Raw genomic sequence first — 1,184 nt, 5'->3', positions numbered from 1 at the left:
ATGGCAAAGAGCAAATTTGAACGCACGAAACCGCATGTTAATATAGGAACGATTGGTCACGTTGATCATGGGAAGACTTCGTTGACAGCAGCGATTACGAAATATTTTGGTGAATTTAAAGCCTATGATCAAATTGATGCGGCGCCAGAAGAGCGTGCCCGTGGGATTACCATTTCTACAGCGCATGTTGAATATGAAACAGAGAAGCGGCACTATGCGCATGTTGATTGTCCTGGACACGCGGATTATGTGAAAAACATGATCACGGGTGCGGCACAGATGGATGGAGCGATTTTGGTTGTTTCTGCTGCTGATGGTCCGATGCCTCAGACACGTGAGCATATTTTGTTGGCGCGTCAGGTTGGTGTTCCAGCGATTGTTGTTTTTCTCAATAAGGTTGATCAGGTTGATGATGCGGAGCTTTTGGAGCTTGTTGAGCTTGAAGTACGTGAGCTGTTATCAAAATATGATTTTCCAGGAGATGAGATACCGATCGTAAAGGGTTCTGCGTTGGCTGCTCTTGAAGATAAGGATAAGAGCATTGGAGAAGATGCGGTACGTCTTTTGATGAGTGAAGTTGATAATTATATACCAACACCTGAGCGTCCTGTTGATCAGCCATTTTTGATGCCGATTGAGGATGTTTTCTCTATTTCGGGTCGTGGAACGGTTGTTACGGGCCGTGTTGAGCGTGGTGTTATTAAGGTTGGTGAGGAAATTGAGATTATCGGTATTCGTCCGACTTCTAAGACGACGGTTACTGGTGTTGAAATGTTCCGTAAACTCTTAGATCAGGGTCAGGCTGGTGATAATATTGGTGCGCTTCTTCGTGGTGTTGATCGTGAAGGGATTGAACGTGGGCAAGTTTTGGCGAAACCTGGTTCGGTTACTCCTCATACCCGCTTTAAAGCAGAAGCCTATATTTTAACGAAAGATGAAGGTGGTCGTCATACTCCGTTTTTCACGAATTATCGTCCTCAGTTTTATTTCCGTACCACTGATGTTACGGGGATAGTGACGCTTCCAGAAGGTACCGAGATGGTTATGCCTGGTGATAATGTTGCGATGGATGTTTCTCTGATTGTTCCGATAGCTATGGAAGAGAAACTTCGCTTTGCTATTCGTGAAGGTGGTCGTACTGTTGGTGCCGGTATCGTTTCTAAGATCATTGAGTAAATAATGGT

General features: G+C 44.8%; 1 protein-coding gene. It reads left to right on the top strand.

From position 1 onward, the window contains the following. The gene (gene tuf / locus ABD917_RS08680; RefSeq protein ID WP_144756285.1) at positions 1-1,176 is read left to right on the top strand and encodes an elongation factor Tu; all 1,176 of its coding nucleotides are present in this window, start codon (positions 1-3) and stop codon (positions 1,174-1,176) included. Positions 1,177-1,184 lie beyond the last annotated feature (8 nt).

The sequence above is a fragment of the Bartonella pachyuromydis genome, assembly GCF_039543065.1.
Classification (GTDB): domain Bacteria; phylum Pseudomonadota; class Alphaproteobacteria; order Rhizobiales; family Rhizobiaceae; genus Bartonella; species Bartonella pachyuromydis.
This window is presented reverse-complemented; position numbering and strand designations above follow the sequence as displayed.

What these genes read in the sequence shown, in the direction of transcription:
- tuf (WP_144756285.1), top strand. Translation starts at nt 1, where the DNA reads ATGGCAAAGAGCAAATTTGAACGCACGAAACCGCATGTTAATATAGGA.